General features: G+C 72.0%; 19 protein-coding genes and 1 pseudogene. 15 read left to right on the top strand and 5 right to left on the bottom strand.

Going from position 1 to position 20,517, the window contains the following annotated elements; translation table 11 throughout:
* The first annotated feature begins 405 nt into the window (after positions 1–405).
* From A6Q81_RS07545 to A6Q81_RS07530, 4 genes are all read left to right on the top strand, one after another.
* Entirely contained in the window at positions 406–789 is a 384-nt protein-coding gene (locus A6Q81_RS07545) for a type II toxin-antitoxin system PemK/MazF family toxin (RefSeq protein ID WP_236749742.1), read from the top strand.
* A complete protein-coding gene (locus A6Q81_RS07540) occupies positions 786–1,787 on the top strand; it encodes a YihY/virulence factor BrkB family protein (protein WP_067859604.1) in 1,002 nt (333 codons plus the stop codon). The genes A6Q81_RS07545 and A6Q81_RS07540 overlap by 4 nt, the downstream gene beginning before the upstream one ends.
* A 45-nt stretch (positions 1,788–1,832) precedes the next feature.
* Positions 1,833–2,228, top strand: a complete 396-nt coding sequence (locus A6Q81_RS07535) for a cold-shock protein (RefSeq protein WP_067859601.1) — start codon at positions 1,833–1,835, stop codon at positions 2,226–2,228.
* A gap of 79 nt (positions 2,229–2,307) precedes the next feature.
* Entirely contained in the window at positions 2,308–3,153 is an 846-nt protein-coding gene (locus A6Q81_RS07530; RefSeq protein WP_083516446.1) for a dioxygenase family protein, read from the top strand.
* Between the two features lie 2 nt (positions 3,154–3,155).
* Here the strand turns inward: A6Q81_RS07530 and A6Q81_RS07525 are convergent, their stop codons facing one another.
* A complete protein-coding gene (locus tag A6Q81_RS07525) occupies positions 3,156–4,679 on the bottom strand; it encodes an MFS transporter (RefSeq protein WP_286690056.1) in 1,524 nt (507 codons plus the stop codon).
* A 103-nt stretch (positions 4,680–4,782) separates the two neighbouring features.
* Between A6Q81_RS07525 and A6Q81_RS07520 the strand changes: the two genes are divergently transcribed.
* Positions 4,783–5,517: a DUF3027 domain-containing protein gene (locus A6Q81_RS07520; protein WP_253027137.1), complete on the top strand. Its 735-nt coding sequence runs from the start codon at positions 4,783–4,785 to the stop codon at positions 5,515–5,517.
* Positions 5,518–5,535: 18 nt separating this feature from the next.
* Here A6Q81_RS07520 and A6Q81_RS07515 read toward each other — a convergent pair whose 3' ends face one another.
* Positions 5,536–5,940: a DUF2530 domain-containing protein gene (locus tag A6Q81_RS07515; RefSeq protein ID WP_236749741.1), complete on the bottom strand. Its 405-nt coding sequence runs from the start codon at positions 5,938–5,940 to the stop codon at positions 5,536–5,538.
* A 92-nt stretch (positions 5,941–6,032) separates the two neighbouring features.
* Between A6Q81_RS07515 and A6Q81_RS07510 the strand changes: the two genes are divergently transcribed.
* The 3 genes from A6Q81_RS07510 to A6Q81_RS07500 all read left to right on the top strand — a co-directional run bounded on the left by A6Q81_RS07510 (position 6,033) and on the right by A6Q81_RS07500 (position 9,188).
* A complete protein-coding gene (locus A6Q81_RS07510) occupies positions 6,033–7,124 on the top strand; it encodes a YncE family protein (protein ID WP_286690055.1) in 1,092 nt (363 codons plus the stop codon).
* Between the two features lie 77 nt (positions 7,125–7,201).
* Positions 7,202–8,641 (top strand): NCS2 family permease, encoded by a 1,440-nt coding sequence (locus tag A6Q81_RS07505; protein ID WP_286690054.1) that lies wholly within the window; start codon positions 7,202–7,204, stop codon positions 8,639–8,641.
* Positions 8,642–8,663: 22 nt separating this feature from the next.
* Entirely contained in the window at positions 8,664–9,188 is a 525-nt protein-coding gene (locus A6Q81_RS07500) for a gamma carbonic anhydrase family protein (protein WP_286690053.1), read from the top strand.
* Positions 9,189–9,317: 129 nt separating this feature from the next.
* Here the strand turns inward: A6Q81_RS07500 and serC are convergent, their stop codons facing one another.
* Positions 9,318–10,427 (bottom strand): phosphoserine transaminase, encoded by a 1,110-nt coding sequence (gene serC / locus A6Q81_RS07495; RefSeq protein ID WP_286690052.1) that lies wholly within the window; start codon positions 10,425–10,427, stop codon positions 9,318–9,320.
* A gap of 101 nt (positions 10,428–10,528) precedes the next feature.
* On the opposite strand from serC, the gene A6Q81_RS07490 reads away from it, so the two are divergent.
* Both A6Q81_RS07490 and scpA read left to right on the top strand, forming a co-directional pair.
* On the top strand, positions 10,529–12,397 hold the full coding sequence (locus tag A6Q81_RS07490) for a methylmalonyl-CoA mutase family protein (protein WP_286690051.1): 1,869 nt from the start codon (positions 10,529–10,531) through the stop codon (positions 12,395–12,397).
* 62 nt (positions 12,398–12,459) lie between these two features.
* Positions 12,460–14,577 (top strand): annotated as a pseudogene (gene scpA / locus A6Q81_RS07485) (methylmalonyl-CoA mutase); the annotation flags it as partial.
* A 62-nt stretch (positions 14,578–14,639) separates the two neighbouring features.
* Here the strand turns inward: scpA and A6Q81_RS07480 are convergent.
* Positions 14,640–14,927 (bottom strand): hypothetical protein, encoded by a 288-nt coding sequence (locus A6Q81_RS07480; RefSeq protein ID WP_286690050.1) that lies wholly within the window; start codon positions 14,925–14,927, stop codon positions 14,640–14,642.
* Between the two features lie 114 nt (positions 14,928–15,041).
* On the opposite strand from A6Q81_RS07480, the gene meaB reads away from it, so the two are divergent.
* From meaB to A6Q81_RS07465, 3 genes are read left to right on the top strand one after another with little or no spacing between them, the layout of a single operon-like run.
* Entirely contained in the window at positions 15,042–16,013 is a 972-nt protein-coding gene (gene meaB / locus A6Q81_RS07475; protein ID WP_286690049.1) for a methylmalonyl Co-A mutase-associated GTPase MeaB, read from the top strand.
* A 10-nt stretch (positions 16,014–16,023) separates the two neighbouring features.
* Positions 16,024–16,719 (top strand): SurA N-terminal domain-containing protein, encoded by a 696-nt coding sequence (locus A6Q81_RS07470; protein ID WP_286690048.1) that lies wholly within the window; start codon positions 16,024–16,026, stop codon positions 16,717–16,719.
* 10 nt (positions 16,720–16,729) lie between these two features.
* A complete protein-coding gene (locus A6Q81_RS07465; RefSeq protein WP_067859572.1) occupies positions 16,730–17,329 on the top strand; it encodes a nucleoside triphosphate pyrophosphohydrolase in 600 nt (199 codons plus the stop codon).
* An 8-nt stretch (positions 17,330–17,337) separates the two neighbouring features.
* Here the strand turns inward: A6Q81_RS07465 and A6Q81_RS07460 are convergent, their stop codons facing one another.
* Positions 17,338–18,009 carry a hypothetical protein gene (locus tag A6Q81_RS07460; protein ID WP_144433786.1) on the bottom strand — a complete coding sequence of 224 codons (672 nt, stop codon included), beginning with the start codon at positions 18,007–18,009 and terminating at the stop codon, positions 17,338–17,340.
* Between the two features lie 295 nt (positions 18,010–18,304).
* Between A6Q81_RS07460 and A6Q81_RS07455 the strand changes: the two genes are divergently transcribed.
* Together A6Q81_RS07455 and eno are read left to right on the top strand one after the other, a co-directional pair.
* Complete coding sequence (locus tag A6Q81_RS07455) at positions 18,305–18,886, top strand: M23 family metallopeptidase (RefSeq protein WP_067859568.1); 582 nt, start codon at positions 18,305–18,307, stop codon at positions 18,884–18,886.
* Positions 18,887–19,238: 352 nt separating this feature from the next.
* Positions 19,239–20,516: a phosphopyruvate hydratase gene (gene eno / locus A6Q81_RS07450; RefSeq protein ID WP_067859566.1), complete on the top strand. Its 1,278-nt coding sequence runs from the start codon at positions 19,239–19,241 to the stop codon at positions 20,514–20,516.
* The last annotated feature ends 1 nt before the right edge of the window (position 20,517 follow it).

Below are 20,517 nucleotides of genomic sequence, written 5' to 3'. Positions count from 1 at the left end.
CCTGACTACTCGACCAGCGATCGCGCTGGTCGAGTAGCGCGGAGCCGCGAGGGACGAGCGTGCTCCGGGCGTATCGAGACCACTCTGGGGTGTCGCTGGGGGCTGGTTTGCGCTGATCTGTTGCCGGGTGGTCTCGATACGCGGCCACGGCGCTCCTTCGTCGCGCGTGCCGCTACTCGACCAGCGGAGGACTTCGCTGGTCGAGTAGTCGACGCCGCGACGTAGGAGCTGGCGGAGGCGTATCGAGACCACTCCAGGCAGTCGCCGGGGGTTGGCTCGCGCCGATCTGTTGCCGGGGGTCTCGACGTCAGGGCTTCGCAAGCTCGTCCTGACTACTCGACGAGCGGAACCGTCCGCGGATCCCGTCGTCAGGCCCGTGCCGCAGGCGTGTGGGAGGCTGTCGCCGTGGACCTGACGTATGCGCCGAAGCCCGACGGACGGCCCGATCCGGGGGAGATCGTGTGGACCTGGGTGCCGTACGAGGACGACCCCGCGCAGGGCAAGGACCGCCCGGTCCTGGTCGTCGGACGCGACGGCGCGCGGCTCGTCGGGCTGATGCTCACGTCGAAGGACCACGACCGCGACGCAGCCCAGGAGGCGCGTGACGGTCGCTTCTGGCTCGACATCGGGTCCGGGCCGTGGGACGCGCAGGGCCGACCCAGCGAGGTGCGGGTGAACCGGCTCATCGACGTCGACCCCGACGCGGTGCGTCGCGAGGGCGCCGTGCTCGACGAGCCCCGGTTCGCGGCGGTGCTCGCGGCCGCGGCAGAGCACCTCGAGCTGGCATGAGCGCCGTCGACAAGGTCGACCGCTTCCAGCGTCGGCACCGGTTCGTCGGGCTGCCGCTCGCGGTGATCTACAAGTACTTCGACGACCAGGGCCCTTACCTGGCGGCGATCGTCACCTACTACGCGTTCGTCGCGGTGTTCCCCCTGCTGCTCATCTCGACGTCGATCCTGGGCTTCGTGCTGCAGGGCGACCCGCAGCTGCGCGAGAGCCTGTTGAACACGGCGCTGAGCCAGTTCCCGATCGTCGGCGACCAGCTCGGCAGCGAGCAGGGTCTGCAGGGCAGCACGACGGCGATCGTCGTGGGTTCGATCGCGGCCCTCTACGGTGCGATGGGGCTCGGCCAGGCCGCGCAGAACGCCGCGAACATCGCGTGGTCGGTCCCGCGCAACAGTCGCGCCAACCCGTTCCTCATGCGGCTGCGGAGCCTGATCTTCCTCGCTATCGCCGGCATCGGCATCCTCGTGCTTGCCGTCGCGACGTCGGTGCTGGCCAACCCTGACGCGTTCGGGGGACTCGTCGGGCCCGCCACCGGGTGGATCGTGCGCGGTACCGGCTTCGTGCTCACCGCCGCGATCTTCGTCGGTCTCTTCCGCCTGGTGAGCGCGGGGCGGGCGCACACCCGCTCGGTGCTGCCCGGCGCGATCTTCGCCGCCGTCGGCTGGCAGCTGCTGCAGCTGGCCGGCAACTCCTACGTGACGCGCGTGATCAACCGCGCCAGCCAGACGGTCAACCAGACGTTCGCGCTGGTCCTCGGGCTGCTCGCGTTCATCTTCGTCGCGGCCGTGCTCGTCGTCATGGCGCTGGAGCTCAACGTGGTGCTGCGCCGACACCTGTACCCCCGCGCGCTGCTGACGCCGTTCACCGACAACGTCGAGCTCACCGAGGCCGACGAGCGCGCCTACACGGCCTACGCGAAGGCGCAGCGGCACAAGGGCTTCCAGGTGATCGAGGCTCGTTTCGAGAAGGACGAGGACGAACCGCCGGGCACCACGCCCTAGGCTGGTCCCGCACCCCTCCGATCCCCCCGACAGAAGGACACGCGCATGCCCACGGGCAAGGTCAAGTGGTACGACACCGAGAAGGGCTTCGGCTTCATCAGCAGCGACGAGGGCGGCGACGTCTACGTCCGCTCCGACGCGCTGCCCGCCGACGTCACCGCCCTGAAGTCGGGCACGCGCGTGGAGTTCGGGGTGGCGCAGGGCCGGCGCGGCGACCAGGCGCTCCAGGTGCGCGTGATCGAGGGCTCGGCTCCCGTCTCGCGCACGCAGGCCCGCGCCCGGCGCAAGAAGCCGGAGGAGATGGTGACGATCGTCGAGGACCTCATCCGTCTGCTCGACGGGCTGGGGGAGGGGTACCGGCACGGCCGTCACCCCGACGCCCGCTCCGCCAAGCCGGTCGCCCAGCTGCTGCGCGCGCTGGCCACCGAGCTCGACGGGTAGTCCCGGGCCCTGGTGCGCGGGGCTCGCGCCGCGTACCCTGGTAGTTGAAGCATCTACTACCTGAGCACGGGAGCACCGCGTGACCACCATTCCCTCGGGCCCACGGGTCGAGCACCGCCTGAGCGACCTCGAGCAGCGGCTGCGGCCCAGCGAGCGCATGCCCGTGCTCTTCGTGGGCCACGGCAACCCGATGCACGCCATCCGCGAGAACCACTACACCCACACGTGGACGGTGGAGGGGCAGCGGCTCCCGGAGCCCCAGGCGATCGTCGTCGTGAGCGCGCACTGGCTGACGCCGGGGCGCACGCACGTGACCGACGCACCGCGCAACCGCGTCATCTACGACTTCGGCGGCTTCCCGGAGGAGCTCTCGCGCGTCCAGTACGACACGGTCGGCGACCACGAGGTCGCCCGCGTGCTCGCCCATCGCCTCGCGGAGTACGAGGCCGCCCTCGACAGCCAGTGGGGCCTGGACCACGGCACCTGGTCGGTGCTGAAGTACCTCGCTCCCGCACCGCAGGTCCCCGTCCTGCAGATCAGCATCGACGACACCCTGCCGCTGCCGCGGCTGCACGAGCTGTACGGCCGCCTGCGCCGCCTGCGCGACCAGGGCGTGCTGTTCATCGGCAGCGGCAACATCGTGCACGCGCTCGGCCGCGCCCGCTGGGAGCCGGAAGCGCCGGCGTGGGACTGGGCGGAGCAGTTCGACGCCGACACGGCCGCCGCCCTGACCGACCGTCGTCTCGACCAGCTGCTCGACCCGTACGGGACCTGGCGGGAGGCGCGGATCGCCGTGCCCACCGACGAGCACTACCGGCCGATGGTCGCGGCGCTCAGCCTGCTGCACCCCGAGGAGGAGGTCCGCTTCTTCAACGCCTCCATCGACATGGGCTCGATCGGGATGCGCAGCTTCGTCACCGTCTGACGTCAGGGCGCAGGCGGCGGCACCGGACCGACGGGCTCGGTCGGGAGACGTCGCGCCAGGTGCGCCTGGCGCAGCACGAACACGCCCCACGCCACCACGACGCCGGCCGTCACGAACATGGCGAGGGCCACGTCGGCGTCGAGCGTGAACAGGCCGATGCCGATGAGTCCGCCGATCACCCACGACAGCTGCAGCAGCGTCTCGGAGCGCGCGAACATGCTCGTGCGCACCTCCTCGCCGATGTCACGCTGGATGAGCGCGTCGAGGCTGAGCTTGCCGAGCGACTGGCAGAGTCCGACGGTCAGGCCCAGCAGCGCGGCCACCGGCCAGCGGAAGAACGCCGCCGCCACGACCAAGGCGACGATGTCGACGAGCAGCACGACCAGCACCACGCGGTGAGGGCTGCGGGAGCGGGTCCACGAGCCGATGACCACGCCGAGCGTGTTGCCGGCGCCGGCGGCCCCGATCACGAGGCCCATGAGGATCGTCGCGTTGCCCGTCCACCCCAGCGAGGCGGGCGGCTCGCGCAGCGTGAACGCCATGAAGATGGTGAGGAAGCCCGTGATGAGCCGGAGCCCGGCGTTGCTGCGCAGCGCGTCGACGACGTGGCGCGAGACCGTGATGCCACGCTTGGCGGGCCGGCCGCTGAGGTCGGACAGGTCGACCTGCTCCTCGCCCTCGCTGGAGTCGACGCGCGCGGGCAGCAGAATCGCGAGCACGGTGCCCACGACGAACAGGACGAACGCGTACCGCAGCGACCACTCGGCGCCGATCGCGGCGGCACCCACGGCGAGCGGTGCCGAGACAGCCGCGGCAGCCGTGCCGGTGAGCGAGATCCGGGAGTTGGCCTTGACCAGCGTGAACTCCTCGGGGAGCAGCCGGGGGACGGCCGACGCGCGGGTCACGCCGTAGGCCTTCGAGGCCACCAGGCAGCCGAGGGCAGCGAGGTAGAACGCGGGCGACTCTTCGGCCACGGCCCCGGCGAGCACCCAGCAGCAGAACGCGCGGATCGCGAGCGTGCCACCGATGGCCCACCGCCGGCCGCGACGGAACCGGTCGAGGAACGGGCCGATCAGCGGGGCGACGAACGCGAACGGCAGCATCGTCAGCACCAGGAAGAGTGCCACCTGGCCGCTGGCCTGCTCCGTCGGCACGGTGAAGAACAGGGTGCCCGCGAGCGAGACCGCGACGGCCGCGTCGCCGGCGGTGTTGAAGGCGTGCAGCTCGAGCAGACGCGACAGGCCCGACTCGCCCGCGCCACCGGCGTGGGTGAAGCGGCGCGCACCCGCGACGGCTCCGGCGCCACCACGGGCCACCGTGCGCCCGGTGCGTCGCAGGCCCGACGCGACCTTGGCGCCGCGACGAGGCGGAGGCGTGCCGGCGTCGGCCCCGGTCGGTGCCTCCTGGTCGGGGCCGAGGTCGTCGAGCGTGTCCCGGTCGCCGGCCGTGCCAGCGGCACGACTGCCGGAAGGACCCGGCCAGTCGGGGCCGGGCGTGCGATCGTCTCCGTCGCTCGTCGGGGCCATGACCACATCCTGCCCCACCCTGCCCCGCCCGACCGGGTGAGCCTCGTCCCGTGTCGGGCACGGGGGTTGGCGGCCGGCTGGACCCATGAGGGACAATCGAGCCATGACGACCCACCCCGCCCTGGGCGCCGCCCACGACGTGGCCCGCGCCGCCCTGCTCGAGGCCACCGACGAGTCGGCCGTGGGCGAGCACCTGAGGGTCGTCGACGACGGCGAGCGGCTCGCCACGCACCTGTTCGCCTGCACCGGCCCCGGCTACCGCGGCTGGACCTGGGCGGTCAGCCTGTCCGCGGGTGTCGAGGACGACGCGGTCACGGTCAACGACGTCGTCCTGCTGCCCGGCGACGACGCCGTAGTCGCGCCCGCCTGGACGCCCTACCGCGACCGCATCAAGCCCGGCGACCTCAGCCCCGGCGACGTCCTGCCGCCCGAGGAGGACGACGCGCGCCTCGTGCCCGCCTGGTCGGCCGGCGACCACCTCGACACCGTCGACCGCGCCTTCGCACGCGAGGTCGGCCTGGGTCGTGCCTGGGTGCTCTCCCTCGAGGGGCGCGACCTCGCTGCGCAGCGCTGGAACGACGGTGAGCAGGGCCCCGACAACCCCATGACCAAGCAGGCCCCGGGCACGTGCGACTCCTGCGGCTTCCTCGTCAGCCTCGCCGGACCGCTCTCCGACCGGTTCGGCGTGTGCGCCAACGGCTCGGCGAACGACGACGGTCGCGTCGTCGCCCTCGACCACGGCTGCGGCGCGCACTCCGGCGCGCGGCTCAGCCGGTCCGCCGGTCCGCAGAAGCTGCCGCCGCCGGTGTGGGACACCGTCGACGTCGACGAGCTCTAGCCGCCCGTCGGGCTCTCGTCAGCCGTCGCGGCGTCGGCCGGGCTGGTGCCGCAGGGCGTTGCGACGCAGTCGGCAGTACTCGATGCCGAGCAGGCCGAGGCCGAAGCCGGCGATCGCGGTCCAGAGCCACCACGTGCGGCCCTGCTCCTCGAGCGTGCCCAGGAACGGGACCAGCGCCACGGCCACCACGCCCCAGAGGATCGTGCCGACCGTCATCGTGCGGACGCCGTCGAGGTCCATCGGCTCGACCTGGGCGACCTTGTGCGTCGTGCGGCCGATCTCGAGCTCGGTGACCTCCGGCCGGCCCAGCTCGTGGCGGCGTGCCGCGCGCTCCAGACGTTCGCGCTCGCGGTGCCCGAGCTTGCGCTCGACCGTCTCCGGGCCGTCGCCGTCGCGCAGCGTCCACTCCGACTCGTCGCTCACCGGACCAGGGTAGCGTTCCCGTCCGGGCGCCCGCCGGCCCGTGACGGACCGCACCCGTGCGTCCCCTGCGGGCCGCTGGGAGGATGGAACCGATGAACCCCCGTCGTCGCCGGCTGCTGTTCCCGGCCCTCCTCGTGGTCCTGCTGGTCGTGGCCGCCGTCGTCTCGCTCGCGCGCGACGCCGACGCCCGCCCGCTGGATCCCTCCAGCCTGGGCGCCCTGCCGGCGCCCGCGACGCTGTCGCGCGCCGACGACGAGACCGCCGCGGCGGCCCGGGTGGTCAGCACCGTGCGCGACCCTCGCATCTCGGAGTCGAGCGGGCTGGCCGTCAGCGCCGTGCACGACGACCTGGCCTACACCATCAACGACTCCGGCAACGCCGACGTCGTCTACGCGGTGCGCATCTCCACGGGCGAGGTCGTCGGCACGACCACGGTCAGCGGGACGCCGTGGGTCGACACCGAGGCCATGACCCTGCACGACGGGAAGCTCTGGATCGGCGACGTCGGCGACAACTCCGCCCAGCGTCGCGACACCGCGATCTACGCCATCGACGAGCCCGGGCCGGGCACGCACGCCGCGCGCTCGACCCGCTACCCGGTGGGCTACTCCGACGGCCCGCACGACGTCGAGTCGCTCGCCGTCGACGGCGACGGCCGGTTCCTGCTCGTGACGAAGGACCTGCTGTCGGGCCAGGTGCTCCGCTTCCCGGACGCGCTCTCGACGCAGCGCACCAACGTGCCAGAGCCCGTCGGCGACCCGACCCTCCTCATGGCGACCGACGCCTCGACCAGCCCCGACGGCCGCTACGTCGTCGTCCGCAACTACATCGCCGCCGCCGTCCTGAACGCCTCGGACCTCTCCCTCGTGCGCACCGAGGCGCTGCCCGAGCAGCCCCAGGGCGAGACGCTCGCCTTCGAGCCGTCGGGTGGCTCCTACCTCATCGGCAGCGAGGGCAGCCCCTGGCAGCTGCAGCGCGTCGGCTTCTCGGCCGAGCGGGCCGGCGCCGCCGTGCCGTCGGCCACCCCTACGCCCACGGCGACGACGCCCGCCGCCGCGACGACGCCCAGTGCACCGGCGCCGACCGAGCTGGGCCGCCCCTGGTTCGCGGTGGCCGTCGGCGGTCTCGCGGTCCTGCTGCTCGCCGCGTTCGGCGTGTGGATCACGCGCCGCGACGACGACTGAGCCGGTCCCAGCGACCGGACGTCCACGAGACGGGGACGGCTCGGGGCCGGACGCCGCGGTCTGGCATGCTGCGGGCCATGACGACCGTGCTCGAGCGCCACTTCAAGATCGCCGCCCGCGGCTCCAGCGTCGGCCGGGAGGTGCGTGGCGGGGTCGTCACGTTCCTCACGATGGCCTACATCATCGTGCTGAACCCGATCATCCTGGCCGGGGTCCCGGACGCCGACGGGAACTTCCTCGGCGGCGGCAGCGAGCCGGGGTCGGGCTTCACGACCATCGCCGCGTGCACGGCCCTCGCCGCCGGCGTGCTGAGCATCCTCATGGGCGCGGTCGCGAACTTCCCGCTCGCGATCGCCACCGGCCTCGGCCTGAACGCCTTCGTCGCCTACTCCGTCGCGTCGCAGATGACGTGGGCCGACGCGATGGGCCTCGTCGTCATCGAGGGTCTCGTCATCCTCCTGCTCGTGCTGACCGGCTTCCGGAAGGCGGTCTTCGACGCCGTCCCCGCGCAGCTCAAGACAGCCATCGCCGTCGGCATCGGGCTCTTCATCACGCTCATCGGCCTCGTCGACGCCGGGTTCGTGCGCACCACCGGCAACGCCGCGCCGCCGATCGGGCTCGGCATCGGCGGCGAGCTGGCCGGTTGGCCCGTGCTCGTCTTCTGCCTCGGCCTGCTGCTCATGATCGCGCTCCACGCGCGCGGCGTGCCCGGCGCGATCCTCATCGGCATCCTTGCGACCACCGTGCTCGCCGGTGTCGTGCAGGCGATCACCGACACCCCCGACGGCGGTGGCGATCCCACCTCCAAGGGCTGGAACCTCAACGTCCCGTCGCTGCCCGACACCATCGTCCAGACGCCCGACTTCAGCCTGCTGGGACAGTTCTCCCTGCTGGGCTCGTTCGAGCGCGTCGGCGTCGTCGCGGCGTCGCTGCTGGTCTTCACCCTCCTGCTCGCCGACTTCTTCGACACGATGGGCACGATGACGGCCATCGGCGCCGAGGCCGGCCTGAACGACGAGGGCGGCTCGCCCGAGGGCGCCCAGCGGATCCTCGTCGTCGACTCCATCGCGGCGGCCGCCGGCGGTGCGGCGGGCGTCTCGTCGAACACGTCCTACATCGAGTCAGCGGCGGGCGTCGGCGACGGTGCGCGCACCGGACTGGCGAGCATCGTCACCGGGGTGCTGTTCCTTCTGGCCACGTTCTTCGCGCCGCTCGTGCAGCACATCCCGAACGAGGCCGCCGTACCCGCCCTCGTGCTCGTCGGCTTCCTCATGATGTCGCAGGTGACGGGCATCAGCTGGGACGATCCCGACATCGCCATCCCGGCGTTCCTCACCATCGTCCTCATGCCGTTCACCTACTCCATCACCGCGGGCATCGGCGCCGGCTTCATCGCCTGGGTCGTGCTGCGGGTGACGCGTGGCCGGATCGCGTCCATCCATCCCCTCATGTGGGTCGTGACGGCGCTGTTCGTCATCTACTTCGCGATCGACCCGATCACCCGCTGGCTGACCTGACACGCTGGCTAGGGTCGGGGTCATGCTGATCGACCTGGGTGACGACCGACGTCCGCGCGTGGCCGAGACCGCCTTCGTAGCCCCGAACGCCACCCTGGTGGGCTCCGTGCTGCTCGAGGAGGGTGCGAGCGTCTGGTACGGCGCCGTGCTGCGGGCCGACAACGAACCGATCACGGTCGGCCCCCGCTCGAACGTGCAGGACGGCTGCGCCTTCCACGTCGACCGCGGTCATCCCGTGGTGCTCGGCGAGGGGGTGTCGGTCGGCCACAACGCCGTCGTGCACGGCGCCACGGTCGAGGATCACTGTCTCGTCGGCATGGGCGCCGTCGTCATGAACGGGGCCGTCATCGGCAGCGAGTCGCTGGTGGCTGCCGGAGCCCTCGTGACCGCCGGCATGCAGGTGCCGCCCCGTTCGCTCGTCGCGGGCGTACCCGCCAAGGTGCGCCGTGAGCTCAGCGACGCGGAGGTCGAAGGGTTGCACCGCAACGCCCGCATCTACGAGGAGCACCGCGAGCTGCACCGCGGCGCCACCGTCGTCGCCCCCTGACCCACCCCTCCGTCCGGTGCGCGTTTGCGTGGGGCCCCACGCAAACACGCAGATGCGGGCGATGTTTGCGTGGGGCGGAGCTGGTTTGCGTGGGGCCCCACGCAAACAGGCTCGGGTGCGGGGGGCTCGTCAGAGGCGCTCGACGACCCAGTCGATGCAGGCGGTGAGGGCGCTGACGTCGTCGGGCTCGACGGCGGGGAACATGCCGACGCGGAGCTGGTTGCGACCGAGGCCCCGGTAGCCGTCGAGGTCGACGACGCCGTTCTCGCGGAGGACGCCCGTGAGGTCCTTCTGCGAGACCGACGCGTCGAGGTCGATCGTGCCCACGACGAACGAGCGTTCGGTGGGGGCGGTGACGAACGGCGACGCGAACGTCGAGGCCTCGGCCCACTCGTACAGCCGCGCGCTGGAGTCGCGCACGCGCCGTGCCGCGAAGTCCATGCCGCCCTGCTCGTTCAGCCAGCGCACCTGCTCGTCGAGCAGCACGAGCGTGGCGACGGCGGGCGTGTTGTACGTCTGGTCCTTGCGCGAGTTCTCGATCGCGGTGGGGAGGTCGAGGAAGGCGGGCACGTAGCGGCCCGAGGCGGCGATGCGCTCCGCACGCTCGACGGCGGCGGGCGACATGACCGCGATCCACAGCCCGCCGTCGGAGGCGAACGACTTCTGCGGCGCGAAGTAGTACACGTCGGTCTGCGCGACGTCGACCGACAGGCCACCGGCCGCCGACGTCGCGTCGACGAGGACGAGGGCGTCGGGGTCGGCGTCGGGCACGCGCTCGACCGGCACCATGACGCCCGTCGAGGTCTCGTTGTGGGCCCAGGCGTACACGTCGACGTCGGGGTTCGCGCGGGGGAGGGGGTGCGTCGACGGCGCCGACTCGAGCACGTCGGGGTCCTGCAGGAACGGGGCCCGCGCGGCGGCCGTCGCGAACTTGCGGCTGAACTCGCCGTGCACCAGGTGCTGGCTGCGACGCTCGACCAGGCCGTGCACGGCGGCGTCGAAGAAGGCGTGGGAGCCGCCGAGGCCGAGCACGACCTCGTAGCCGTCGGGCAGCTCGAGCAGGTCGCCCAGACCACGTCGCACGGAGGCGACCACGTTCTTCACCGGCGCCGCCCGGTGCGACGTGCCGAGCAGCGACGACCCCGTCGCGGCGAGCGCCGCGAGGGCCTCGGGGCGGACCTTCGAGGGGCCCGAACCGAATCGTCCGTCCTGGGGCAGCAACCTGGCGGGGATCTTCACCACCCCATCCTCTCAGCCCTCCCAGGGCTGCTCCAGCCCGCCACCGTCGGGTTCGTCACATGAGGTGGCCGGGCTCACACGCCCGCCCTACGATGCCCCCTATGGCATCCGACCTCGGCTCCGGCGTGGGCCCCGAGGCAACGGTCGCTGTCCCCCTCGCCGACGGTGTCGCCCCCGACGTCGCCGCCTGGGAGAAGGCCACCGCTGCTGTCCTGCGCAAGACCAAGAAGCTCGCCGACGACGCCCCCGACGCCGACGTGTGGGGTCTGCTGACCCGCCGCACGCTCGACGGCATCGGCGTGACCCCGCTGGGCACCCCGGCCCTCACGGCCGACCTGCCGGAGACCGGTCTCCCGGGCCAGGCGCCGTTCACGCGCGGCAGCGCGGCGACCCGCGAGCTCGACGGCTGGGACGTGCGGGCCTGGTTCACCGACCCCGACCCCGACGTCACCGCCGAGCAGGTCGTCACCGACCTCGAGAACGGTGCCAACTCGCTGTGGCTCAGCGTGGGCGACGGCGCCGTCCCGACCAGCGCGCTCGCCCGCGTCCTGGAGCCGGTCTTCGTCGACCTCGCGCCCGTCGTGGTGGAGGACCCGACCGACCCGCTCGCCGCCGCCCAGGCGCTCGACGCCGTGCTCGACGACAAGGCCGTGGCGCCCGCGCCCGGCACCAGCTACGGCGCCGACCCGCTCGGCGCGCACGCCCGCACCGTGCTGGGCATCGGCCTGGAGGGCGCGGTCACCGACCCCGCGGTGGCCGTCGAGGTGGCGCACCTCGCGCAGCGTCGCGGCGCGCGCGGCATCGTCGTCGACGCCACCGCCGTGCACGACGCCGGCGCGTCCGACGTGCAGGAGCTCGCCTACAGCCTGCTCGCCGGTGCCGCCTACCTGCGGCTGCTCGTCGAGGCCGGCCTCGACGTCGACGCCGCCGCCGACCAGCTCGACGTGCGGCTCGCCGCCACCGACGAGCAGTTCCCGACCATCGCGAAGCTGCGCGCCGCCCGCCGCACCTGGGCCCGGCTCCTCGAGCTGAGCGGTGTCGCCGAGACCGGACGCGGCCAGCGTCAGCACGTGGTCACGTCGCGGCCGATGATGGCCTCCTACGACCCGTACGTGAACATGCTGCGCACCTGCGTGGCGACGTTCGCCGCCGGCGTCGGCGGTGCCACGAGCGTGACCGTGCTGCCGTTCGACGAGCCGCTCGGCCTGCCCGAGGCGTTCAGCCGGCGCATCGCGCGCAACACGTCCAGCCTGCTCATCAGCGAGTCGCACGTGGCGCGGGTGACCGACCCCGCCGGCGGCTCGCACGCCGTCGAGAAGCTCACCGACGACCTCGCCCGCTCCGCCTGGGAGCTGTTCGGCGAGCTCGACGCCGCCGCGTCCGACGGTGGTCTCGTCGCGGCGCTGGAGGTCCTGTGGCCCAAGGTCGAGCAGACGGTCTCCGACCGCGCCCTCGACATCGCCCGCCGCAAGCGTCCCGTCACGGGCGTCTCGGAGTTCCCGAACCTGCACGAGGAGCTGCCGCAGCGGCGCCCGTACGGCCGCACCCAGCCGGTGCTGCGGTACGCCCGCGAGTTCGAGGCCATGCGCGACGACCGCGCCGCGCAGCCCGTCTTCCTCGCGACCCTCGGCCGCGTCGCGCAGCACACCGCGCGCGCGACCTTCGCCGCGAACCTGTTCGCCGCCGGCGGCATCGACACCGTCACCGCCGGCGCGACCGACGGCGTCGAGGCCGTCGTCGAGGCCTACCGGCAGGCCGACGCCCCCGCCGTCGTCTGCCTCGCGGGCCCCGACCCGCTGTACGCCGAGTGGGGTGGCGACCTCGTCGCGGCCCTGCGCGAGGCCGGCGCGCGCCACGTGGTGCTCGCCGGCAAGCCCGAGAGCGTCGACGCCGACGTGGACGACTCCTGCGCGGTCGGGCTCGACGCCCTGGCCTTCCTACGCCGCACCCGAGAGGAAGTGACGGCATGACGATCCCCGCCTCGTTCGCCGGACTGCCGCTGGACCCCGACGAGCCCACCACGCCCGACCCCGCCGCGTACGCGGCCGCGGTCGACGGCGCCGAGCCGTGGGACGCCCCCGAGGGCATCGCGGTCAAGAACCTCTACACCGCCGACGACCTCGCCGACGTCGACGCGCTCGACACCTACCCGGGCCTCGCGCCGTTCCTGCGCGGTCCCTACCCGGCCATGTACACGACCCAGCCGTGGACGATCCGCCAGTACGCCGGGTTCTCGACCGCCGAGGAGTCGAACGCGTTCTACCGCCGCAACCTCGCCGCCGGCCAAAAGGGCCTCTCGGTCGCCTTCGACCTCGCGACGCACCGCGGCTACGACTCCGACCACCCGCGCGTGAAGGGCGACGTCGGCATGGCCGGCGTCGCGATCGACTCGATCTACGACGCCCGCCAGCTCTTCGACGGCATCCCGCTCGACGAGATGAGCGTCTCGATGACCATGAACGGCGCGGTGCTCCCGGTGCTCGCGCTCTACATCGTGGCGGCCGAGGAGCAGGGGGTGACGCCGGAGCAGCTCTCGGGGACCATCCAGAACGACATCCTCAAGGAGTTCATGGTCCGCAACACCTACATCTACCCGCCGGCGCCGTCGATGCGGATCATCTCCGACATCTTCGCGTACACGGCGGCGAAGATGCCGCGGTTCAACTCCATCTCCATCTCCGGGTACCACATCCAGGAGGCCGGGGCGACGAACGACCTCGAGCTCGCCTACACGCTCGCCGACGGTGTGGAGTACATCCGCGCCGGGCTCGACGTCGGCCTCGACATCGACGCGTTCGCGCCGCGGCTCAGCTTCTTCTGGGCCATCGGCATGAACTTCTACATGGAGATTGCGAAGATGCGCGCCGCCCGTGCCCTGTGGGCCCGGCTCGTGCGCGACTTCGACCCGAAGAACCCCAAGAGCCTCAGCCTGCGCACGCACAGCCAGACGTCGGGCTGGAGCCTCACCGCGCAGGACGTGTTCAACAACGTCCAGCGCACGTGCATCGAGGCGATGGCGGCCACGCAGGGCCACACCCAGAGCCTGCACACGAACGCGCTCGACGAGGCGATCGCGCTGCCGACGGACTTCAGCGCGCGGATCGCCCGCAACACGCAGCTGCTGCTGCAGCAGGAGTCGGGCACCACCGGCGTCATCGACCCGTGGGGCGGCTCCTACTACGTCGAGAAGCTGACGCACGACCTCGCGAACCGCGCCTGGGCGCACATCCAGGAGGTCGAGAAGGCCGGCGGCATGGCCAAGGCCATCGAGGCGGGCATCCCCAAGATGCGCGTCGAGGAGGCGGCCGCCCGCACGCAGGCACGCATCGACTCCGGCCAGCAGGCCGTCATCGGCGTCAACACCTACCGCCTCGCCGACGAGGACCCGCTCGACGTGCTCAAGGTCGACAACGCGTCGGTCTACGCCCAGCAGGTGGCGAAGCTCGAGCGACTGCGCGCCGAGCGCGACCCGCAGGAGGTCGAGCGCGCGCTCGACGCCCTGACGGCCAGCGCCGAGCGTGGCGCCAGCCGCGACGGCTCGCTCGACGGCAACCTGCTCGCCCTGGCCGTCGACGCGGCCCGCGCGAAGGCGACGGTCGGCGAGATCTCCTACGCGCTCGAGAAGGTCTACGGGCGCCACCAGGCCGTCATCCGTACGATCTCCGGTGTGTACCGGACCGAGGCGGGCCAGGGCGGCAACGTCCAGAAGGTCATCGACGCCACCGAGGCGTTCGAGAAGGCCGAGGGTCGACGCCCGCGCATCCTCGTGGCCAAGATGGGCCAGGACGGCCACGACCGCGGCCAGAAGGTCATCGTCACGGCGTTCGCCGACATGGGCTTCGACGTCGACGTCGGACCGCTGTTCTCCACGCCCGAGGAGGTCGCGCAGCAGGCCGTGGACGCCGACGTGCACATCGTCGGCGTCTCGAGCCTCGCGGCGGGCCACCTGACGCTCCTGCCGGAGCTGAAGAAGGCGTTGGCCGAGCTCGGCGGCGAGGACGTCATGGTCGTCATGGGTGGCGTCATCCCGCCCGACGACGTGCCGACGCTGAAGGAGATGGGCGCTGCCGAGGTGTTCCTGCCCGGCACGGTCATCGCCGACTCCGCGCTCAGCCTGCTCGAGCGGCTCCGCGCGAGCCTGCAGCACTAGATGGTCGGTTCGTCCGAGGTAAGGCTGGCGCCGCGTCTCATCGCGAGACGCAGTGCTCGCCGTCAGGCCGCGCCGTCGCCGAACACTCGCTTCGTGAGGACCCGCACGTCACGATCGAGGTACCTGATCTCGGTACGCACCGAGGCGAACTCGGCCTGCATCTCCGTGCGCAGCGAGCCGATCTCGGTCCGGACAGAGCCGATCTCGGTCCGGACAGAGCCGATCTCGGTCCGGACGGACCCGATCTCGGTGCGGATGATGCGCACGAACATGGTCGACATGAGCGTCAGCATCCCGAACAGGGAGGTGCCCAGGATGCCGATCGCCGTCCAGACCTGCGGCTCGTTCACATGGATCACTCCTCCAGTGTCGTCGGTCGACTGCGATGCTTCCAGTGCGATGGAGGTCGGTCCAGGCGATCTCCACGATCTGCGTGGAGCGCTTGACGCCGAAAGGAGCATCTGATGGTTGACGTCGAGAAGCTCGCCGCCGACGTCCTCGACGGACGTCGCGCGGGGGTCTCGCGCGCCATCACCCTGGTCGAGTCGAGCCGCGCCGACCACCGCGCCGCGGCCCGGGAGCTGCTCGCCGCGCTCGCGCCGCACGCCGGGGGAGCGGTGCGGGTCGGCATCTCGGGCGTGCCCGGTGTCGGCAAGAGCACGTTCATCGAGGCGCTCGGCACGCACCTCGTGGAGCAGGGCAACCGGGTCGGCGTGCTCGCCGTCGACCCGTCGAGCGTGCGCACCGGCGGCTCCGTCCTCGGCGACAAGACCCGCATGGCACAGCTCGCCGTCAGCCCGCAGGCCTACATCCGCCCGTCGCCGAGCGCGGGCACGCTCGGCGGAGTCGCCCGCGCGACCTCCCAGGCGATGACCGTCCTCGAGGCCGCCGGCTACGACGTCGTCCTCGTCGAGACCGTCGGGGTCGGCCAGTCCGAGATCACCGTCGCGGGCATGGTCGACACGTTCCTGTTCCTCACCATCGCCCGCACGGGCGACCAGCTGCAGGGCATCAAGAAGGGCATCCTCGAGATCGCCGACGTCATCGCCGTCAACAAGGCCGACGGCGAGCGTGCCCGGGAGGCCGAGGTGACCGCCAAGGACCTCGCGGGAGCCCTGCGCCTCGTGTACGCCGGCACCCAGGGCTGGGTGCCACCGGTCGTCACCTGCTCGGCGCTCGAGCACCAGGGCATCGACACCGTCTGGAACCGGCTCGTGCGGCACCGCGAGTTCCTCGGCCACCGCGGCCTGCGCGAGAAGCGCGCCCAGCAGCAGCTCGACTTCACGTGGGCGCTCGTGCGCGACGAGCTCGACCAGCGCCTGCGCACCGACGAGGGCGTGGCGCGGGTACGCGACGAGGTGCGCGAGGCGGTGCTCTCGGGAGAGCTGCCCGCGGCCAGCGCCGCGGACCTCATCCTCGAGGCCTACGACCAGTAGTCTGGCCTCCATGAGGTCGCGTCCTGTGATGCCCGTCACCCGTCGACGGCCCCGGTCCGCCGGGGCCCTGGTCCCGCCGCTCGCGCTGTCGGCCCTCCTGCTCGCCGGCTGCGGCGGGTCGATCAGCCCCGGCGCCGCCGCCACCGTCGACGGCACCACCATCACGATGGCCCAGGCCGACCGCACCGCCGACGTCCTGTGCGAGGTGTCGCTGTTCTCCGCCGCCCAGTCCGGCGGCGGGAGCACGATCGACAACGCCGACGTACGACGCCAGGCCGTCAGCGAGCTGGTGAGCGGCGTCGTCGCCCGCGAGGTGGCGGCACGCGAGGGCATCCGCGTGCCCCGCAGCGCGTACGTGTTCACCGGCGAGCAACGCGCCCAGGTCGAGCAGGCCCTCCCCGACGTCGACGTCGACGAGGCGGTGCGGGTGCTCGAGGCCGGGCAGCGCACCTACGCGATCGCCGAGAAGCTCGGCGAGGCCGCCACCGGCCAGCGCGCCGACGACACCAACGCCCAGCAGCTGCAGCAGGCCGGGCGCAGCGTGCTCGCCGACGCCCTGCGCAAGGCCGACGTCAGCATCGACCCCCGGTTCGGGCTCGGCGACGACGGCCAGCAGGTGGCGGCCACCGGCTCGCTGTCGGTCCCTGCCGCTGCCGACACCCGCGACCGTCCGCTGATCGCGCCGGCGACGCAGCGGTGCTCGTGAGCAGCCGCCCGTGAGCGACCCGCGCCCCGGCGAGCGGCTGCTCGACCTCGTCGCCGTCATGGCCCGGTTGCGCGCCGAGTGCGCCTGGACGGGGCAGCAGACCCACGAGAGCCTGAGCCGCTACCTGCTCGAGGAGACCTACGAGACCCTCGAGGCGCTCGACGACGGCGACACCGACCTGCTCCGCGAGGAGCTCGGCGACCTCCTCATGCAGGTCGTCTTCCACGCCGCCGTCGCCGCCGACACGGGGGAGGGGTGGGACGTCGACGACGTCGCCGCGGGGATCACCGACAAGCTCGTGCGGCGCAACCCGCACGTCTTCGCCGACGGCACTGCCCGCACTCCCGAGGAGATCGACGCCGCCTGGCAGGCGGTCAAGGCGCAGGAGAAGGCGGCATCGGGAGCGCGTGAGGCGCACCCGCTCGACGGCATCGCCCGCGACCTGCCGGCCCTCGCCACGGCCCGCAAGGCCCTCGACCGCGTCCCTGACCTCGACACCAGCGGCGACGACCTCGGCTCCCGGCTCCTGCGTCTCGTCGCCGAGGCCCGCGAGCAGGGCGTCGACGCCGAGGAGGCGCTGCGCCGCGCCGTCCGCGACCGGCTGGCGTGACGTCCTGCTCAGCACATGAGCGAAGGCACGAACCAGGTCGCCAGCGTGAGGTCGGAGTCGAGGGAGCTCCGCCAGCCCAGGGTCGACACCTCGATCTCGGGACGTTGGCGGGAGACGAACTGTCCCCCGCTCCGACAGACCCCGTGGCGACGCTGGAAGTCCATCTCCACGCGAGCGAAGTCTCCGGCGCCCAGCGTCTCGTCGACCACGTACGCGGCGTCCTGGCGCTCCTCGCCCACGGCTCGCACGGCGGCGCCGGTCCCCTCGTCCGAGACCACCCAGTCGTCCCTCGTCGAGGGCTCGTCCGCCCATCCGTAGAACCTGACGGCGCGGACCTTCACCGGGATCGACCCCCTGTTGGTCACGTCGAGGACCATGGTGCACTGCATGTCTCGCGTGTCGACGGTGAGGAAGAAGCCGGGATCACGCGGCTCGCCCCGCTCCGCGAACGCAGCCGTCGAGGTGGCGTCCTTGCCGGGGATCTGCGTGGTGTCGACCACCCAGGGCATCGGTCGGTACGCGTCGTCCGATGGTCTGATGCACTGGAGCGACGCCGGCGTCACGCGGACGTCGACAGCGGCGCGCGTCGACAGGACGTAGGTGACGCCGACACCCACGAGCAGCAGCACTGACAGAGCGGCGCAGGCAACGCCGACGAGTCGTCCACGGGTCCAGGTCATGCTGGATGCTCCCACGCGCGTCGGGACCGCGTCCGCGATATCGATTCTCTCCGCGCGAGCTCGCCGCGCTTGTCCACGACGAGTCCTCCTACCTGGCAAAGCAGTGGCGACTCCGGGCCCTCTCGAAGGGGCAGACCTGCTCATCGACACCGTGCTCATCGACAGGGATCGACCAAGTCCTCCAACGTCTTCGCTACTCGTCCAGGCGACGAGGATCTCGCAGCAGTTTCGCAGCGCTCGTCGCAACGATCGTGACCACAGACGACGCTTCTACTCAGACGAGGATGGAATCCCCATGCGCAAGATCACCACGGTGCGAACGGCTGCAGCGACACTGGCGCTCTGCGCCGCCGCCGGGCTCACGACCGCAGCCACCGCCGCTGCAGCGCCCGCGAGCGGCTCCAACGACCCGGGCGCCAACCGTCCGGCCCTCGAGGTCCCTTTCCCCTGCGGCGACGTGTGGAGCGGCCAGACGCGGGGCGCTGACGACCCCCACCCCCACAATCCGCTCTTGGCCATCGACTTCAACCTTCCAACCGGAGGTGACAGCGACTTGGGCCGGTGGGTCCAGGCCAGCAATGCCGGCACAGTCACCTTCGCCGGCAACAAGGGCCCGGGCTACGGCAACACGGTCGACATCTACCACAAGGGAGGCTGGTCGACGCGGTACGCGCACCTGAAGGAGATCGCCGTGGACAAGGGCCAGGTCGTGACAGCAAGGACCGGCATCGGCCGCGTCGGCAAGAGCGGGGGCCAGCCGTCCGCACACCTGCACTACGAACAGCGCTGGAACAACGACGACCAGGTCATCTACTTCGGCAACACCAAGGCGAAGTACTGGGGCACGACGAACTACACGCGCAAGACTCTCTGCTGATACCACCCTCCCGCGCGCGGCCCGAGATGACGCCTGTCTCGTGCGGGAGACCGGCCACGACCGACGTCTCGACCGCGACAGCACACGCCCACCGTGCCCGTCGTGGCCGACATCGTCGAACGAGAGCGTCCTCCCGCGCTGGGAGGACGCTCTCGTCGGCCGCGTCGACATCAGAGCCGCGGGCAACAGCCCACGACGACGAGACCACCCCCGGCTGTCCCGAGGATGGCAAGTACAACGATGCCGAACCCGTCGACTATCCCAAGGATGTCGACCGCCTCGCCTGTCACGGACGGACGGCCCCCGGCACTAGGCTGGGCACCGACCGCACCACCACAGCAGCAGGAGCAGCATGGCCAGCATCGAAGCCGTCGGAGCACGCGAGATCCTCGACTCGCGCGGCAACCCCACCGTCGAGGTCGAGGTCGCCCTCGACGACGGGACCATCGGACGCGCCGCCGTCCCCTCCGGTGCCTCCACCGGCCAGTTCGAGGCCGTCGAGCTGCGTGACGGTGGCGACCGCTACCTCGGCAAGGGCGTCCGCAAGGCCGTCGAGGCCGTCAACACGACCATCGCCGCCGAGATCGTCGGCTTCGACGCCGACGACCAGCGCGCCGTCGACGCCGCCATGATCGCCCTCGACGGCACGCCCAACAAGGCGAAGCTCGGCGCCAACGCCATCCTCGGCGTCTCCCTCGCGCTCTCCAAGGCCGCCGCCGACTCCGCCGGCCTCCCGCTGTTCCGCTACGTCGGCGGCCCCAACGCCCACGTACTGCCCGTCCCGATGATGAACATCCTGAACGGTGGCGCCCACGCCGACTCCAACGTCGACGTCCAGGAGTTCATGATCGCGCCGATCGGCGCGCCCACGTTCGCCGAGGCGCTGCGCCAGGGCACCGAGGTCTACCACGCGCTCAAGTCGGTCCTGAAGAAGGACGGCCTGTCGACCGGCCTCGGCGACGAGGGCGGTTTCGCCCCGAGCCTGCCGTCCAACCGCGCCGCGCTCGACCTCATCGCCACGGCCGTCGAGAAGACCGGCCTCACGCTCGGCACGGACATCGCGCTCGCGCTCGACGTCGCCAGCTCGGAGTTCTTCGAGAACGGCAGCTACACCTTCGAGGCCGCGCCCAAGACCTCCGGGGAGATGGCCGACTACTACGCCGAGCTCGTCGCCGCCTACCCGATCGTGTCCATCGAGGACCCGCTCGACGAGGAGGACTGGGACGGCTGGGTCGCGCTCACCGAGCGCATCGGCGACCAGGTCCAGCTCGTCGGCGACGACCTGTTCGTCACCAACGTCGAGCGGCTCACGCGTGGCCTCGAGCAGGGCGCCGCGAACGCGATGCTCGTCAAGGTGAACCAGATCGGCTCGCTCACCGAGACGCTCGACGCTGTCGAGCTCGCCCACCGCCACGGCTTCAGCAACATGATGAGCCACCGCTCGGGCGAGACCGAGGACGTCACGATCGCCGACCTCGCCGTCGCCACCAACTGCGGCCAGATCAAGACCGGCGCCCCCGCCCGCTCCGACCGGGTCGCCAAGTACAACCAGCTCCTGCGCATCGAGGAGGCCCTCGGGTCCGCCGCGGTGTACGCCGGCGCGTCGGCCTTCCCGCGCCTCGCGCTCTGAG

The sequence above is a fragment of the Aeromicrobium sp. REDSEA-S38_B2 genome (genome assembly GCF_001628525.1).
In the GTDB taxonomy this organism is placed as follows: domain Bacteria; phylum Actinomycetota; class Actinomycetes; order Propionibacteriales; family Nocardioidaceae; genus Aeromicrobium; species Aeromicrobium erythreum.
Note: the sequence above shows the minus strand (reverse complement) of the source record. Positions and strands in the feature narration are given on the sequence as shown.